The organism is Halomonas citrativorans (assembly GCF_900163645.1).
GTDB lineage: Bacteria > Pseudomonadota > Gammaproteobacteria > Pseudomonadales > Halomonadaceae > Vreelandella > Vreelandella citrativorans.
On record NZ_FUKM01000060.1, the window covers coordinates 1 to 3,502 of the forward strand.

Sequence of the window (3,502 nt, forward strand, 5' to 3'; positions counted from 1 at the left end):
ATGCGTGGCGTGCATAGGCCTCTGCTTGCGAGCCGACTTTTCGTACAGAACCTAGGAGCTAACATTCTCACATCAGATTTAATACCGACACCTCTGTAGCGGACCGATCCTAGCAGTTGCCCTGAGGTGAAGCTCTCGCCTAATGTCAATTCACTGTTCCACTGTGGAATAGAGCGTTGAGCATAGGTGCGTATGTTATTCCACTTAGAGCGTGTTTGATCTCCGGATTTAGAGTAGGTGTAATTAGACTGGTGCCGCAAACGCCAGAGGCCAAGGTTAAAGCCACTGTGCAGGCTAGTGTAAGCGTAATCGTATTGGTTATTGCCATTATTTTGATATTGTGATCGATACCAATTCGCATCATAATTGGCAAACAGCGCACTCTCTCCCGCGTCCCACGACTGCGGGTCAATATGGCCTTGTATTTCATTATGTAGTAAAGCTTGCGGTATAGTAAGCCGTAATATTAACCTGTCGATCTGAAAGTAGTAGGTTGCTCCAGGCAAGGATTGTGAAATGAAGAAGCATCCCGTGCTAGTAGCGGGCATACTGCTATCCCACTTGCTTAACAGATCCTCATCTAATTGCTCGGCCGTAAAGCAAGGTTCGAGATTATTCGTTTGAGGGTTAATTTGAAAGTCAACGATACTACGCCCCTTGCGTCTATCATTAATATAGATCTCAACATCATACTGACCAGCATCACGTTGCTCTGTATCATTAAAACGAGAAAGGTCCCCTTGTGTACTGTCCCAACCTTTTAACAAAGAATCATCAAAAAGACACTCTGTTTGAGCAAAACTCGTTTTATTAGCAGAAAGAAAAATAATCGTGAACAAGAACAGCGATAATCCAGGTGACCTTGCTTTAAGGATGTAAATCATGGGCGATCTCCTCAATCGACCCGTAATCATTAATTAGTCGTGCTTTAAGGGTTATTTCTCCACCTCGAAGCGAGTCCGATAGCTTAGCCGTCCAGCTATCTTTACTGAAAGGTGCCAGCATGGTTGTCTGTAAGTCTATTTCTCGCCCACCAGACGCTACTGTGGCTCCACTAAAAGAGGCGTAATAAGGACTCGTGTTTTCGACATTGATAGCCCAATCATCCCCTCCCTTGTTTACGAGCGTAAATACAATACTATCAGGATGAAAAGTGGGGTTGTTTTTTAATCCTGAAGGTCGATAAAAAAATTTAATTTGACTACGTAACAAAAATTGCAAATGGTTGGTGCTTGCGGAATCTGAAGTACATTGAGGTAAAAAATACTTTCTTTATCTGAAGGAAGATTGTTGCCCGTATAAAGCACACGCAGGGTCTGACTTCCTCTGGGGTCTACTCTTGCAACAGTCGGGGTGACAACAAAAGGCGCATCAGCTTCTCCTAGACCTGTACTGTTTTCATCAGCATCTATCCATGCCTGAACGATATTCGGGAAGTCATCTGAACTCGATATTTCTACACTTCTACCCGTACTAGCAGACTCATAAATGACACGTGTGCCTGTAACAATCAGGCTGGCACATGCCAATCCGGGCAGAGAAAAAATCAAGAATAACAATAGAATATTTATAGATGTAGATATCGACTTACTTGTCACGTGGCGCCTTTTATGTGATGAAAAGAAACAAAGGGCAACTAGATAGCCGAGATACTAATTCGACTACCTAGCAGTTACATAACTTTACAGCAATATATTTACTCGTATCGCACGGTATACATTACGGCTCCTGTAACGGGACCCACCCCCACGGTAGCGGCCTCAGCAACATATTGAACGGCGTAGGTTCCTGAGGCGGTTGTATCACCTGCGGCTAGTTCTATAGCTCCGGCGTTGACGGCACCATTGCTAAAGTCCACAACCCCACCACTGGGCCCATCCAGAAGTTGAAGAGCTACGTCAGCAGCCCCGGAAGCCGCAGTGTTACTCAAGTTGCCCGATGTGGTAGGGCTAATCGGAGAAAAGCGAGTGGTATAAGTTTCGGCCGTCGCTCCAGAGGCACAGCCAACCAGGTTGATATTAAAGGAAGTCTCACCACCCACTTTCCCAACAGCACCGTCTAAATCAGTTTGAGGTATACTCGACAGCAAAATTACAGGATCTGTTGATCCCTCAACGTTCACTGTGCAAGTTTGAGCAGTAACTTCACCATCAAATGTAATGGTGTTAACTGCCATAGCCGAGAGGGGCAAGGCAAGTAATGCAACTGCTAGGGCAGTGAGAGTGACGCATTGTTTCATTGTACTTCTCCTGAAAAATGTATCTAGATTGAGAAAAGCGCGTATTGAAACCTTTTACACGCGTCATAAATGACGTATCAAGTGTCTACATTAATTCAATGAGACACTTTATTCTTACACTAAGCTTTTTATCTACTTATAATTAATATATTATGACTCTAGCTCTAGCTCTAGCTCTAGCTCTAGCTCTAGCTCTAATTATGATTATGATTATGATTATGATTATGATTATGATTATGATTATGAATTTCTTTATAAGCTTTTTAAGCCTCAACAAGAAACCATAAATTATGCAACCATATTAAGGCACTTCGTTGCTTCTGTTATTGCTACAGGTCAAGAAACAAAGAATCAGCCCGGTGATCCCGAAAAAACGCAACTTGACAGAGGACAATACCGCTCTAGACATGGGGTTATATTACTATAGCATCGGTTTAAAAATGCCTTCGCGCTGCTTTATGACTATCAGTTAAGGGCTTTATCCTTTAGCTGACAATGCGATATTCCGACATCAGAGCAAGCACGCCATAACCCCCATCTACTCAGATCAACATTGGCTGATCACTCTGATGGCTTTGGAGATCATCGTTAGCCGTGGACTCAATTCCACTCAGGTGTTTTGGGTTAGGCCATCTATGCCACCGCGTTGTTGCAGTGAAGATGTCCCCATGATTCGTTCAGTGGTATACCTATGCCGAGACCCAGTGGATATGCGCAAGCAAACTGATAGCTTGGCACTGCTGGTCCAGAAAGCCATAGTATTGAACCCATTCGATCAAGCGCTGCTCGTGTTCGGTAATCGCCCGCGCGATAAGCAAAAAGAACGTAACGGTCTTGTGATATGGTACAAGCACCTGGAGCGTGAGCGATTTAAATGGCCAACGCATCTTGATGGCGAGACCGTGACGCTAACCGGTCAAGAGCTTAACTAGATGCTGGATGGTATTGACCTGAACGCCCCAAAGCCTCACAAAGTGCTTTACTTTCAGCGGGCTGTTAGCCAACCCCTCCCCATAGTCTTCGGAATATAACCGGGGAGGCTCATCCACTGCTCACCAAGCCCCCAGACTCATGGAAATTGAGGGGATTTTATAAGTGCTTGACGATGATCGTGCAAAGCCGACGAAGGCCGGCTTGTCCATGGAGATTTTTCTGATTTTCTTTCACGCACACAAAAAAACCAGCCGGGTGGCTGGGTTTTTTGTTAAATAAGTGCCTGACGATGACCTACTCTCGCATGGGGAGACCCCACACTACCATCGG

General features: G+C 44.8%; 5 protein-coding genes. 1 reads left to right on the forward strand and 4 read right to left on the reverse strand.

Translation table 11 applies throughout. The annotated features are described in order from the left end of the window. The 4 genes from CZ787_RS17605 to CZ787_RS17620 all read right to left on the reverse strand — a co-directional run. A partial coding sequence (locus tag CZ787_RS17605; protein WP_176372253.1) for a FimD/PapC N-terminal domain-containing protein occupies window positions 1-884 on the reverse strand: 884 nt, incomplete at its 3' end. Further along, a complete protein-coding gene (locus CZ787_RS19295) occupies window positions 868-1,221 on the reverse strand; it encodes a hypothetical protein (RefSeq protein WP_087111689.1) in 354 nt (117 codons plus the stop codon). The genes CZ787_RS17605 and CZ787_RS19295, both read right to left, overlap by 17 nt. Then, window positions 1,167-1,598: a molecular chaperone gene (locus tag CZ787_RS17615; RefSeq protein WP_087111691.1), complete on the reverse strand. Its 432-nt coding sequence runs from the start codon at window positions 1,596-1,598 to the stop codon at window positions 1,167-1,169. The genes CZ787_RS19295 and CZ787_RS17615 overlap by 55 nt, the downstream gene beginning before the upstream one ends. A 98-nt stretch (window positions 1,599-1,696) precedes the next feature. Continuing rightward, window positions 1,697-2,239 (reverse strand): fimbrial protein, encoded by a 543-nt coding sequence (locus tag CZ787_RS17620; protein WP_087111693.1) that lies wholly within the window; start codon window positions 2,237-2,239, stop codon window positions 1,697-1,699. A gap of 668 nt (window positions 2,240-2,907) precedes the next feature. Between CZ787_RS17620 and tnpB the strand changes: the two genes are divergently transcribed. Next, on the forward strand, window positions 2,908-3,171 hold the full coding sequence (tnpB, locus tag CZ787_RS17625; protein ID WP_176372254.1) for an IS66 family insertion sequence element accessory protein TnpB: 264 nt from the start codon (window positions 2,908-2,910) through the stop codon (window positions 3,169-3,171). The last annotated feature ends 331 nt before the right edge of the window (window positions 3,172-3,502 follow it).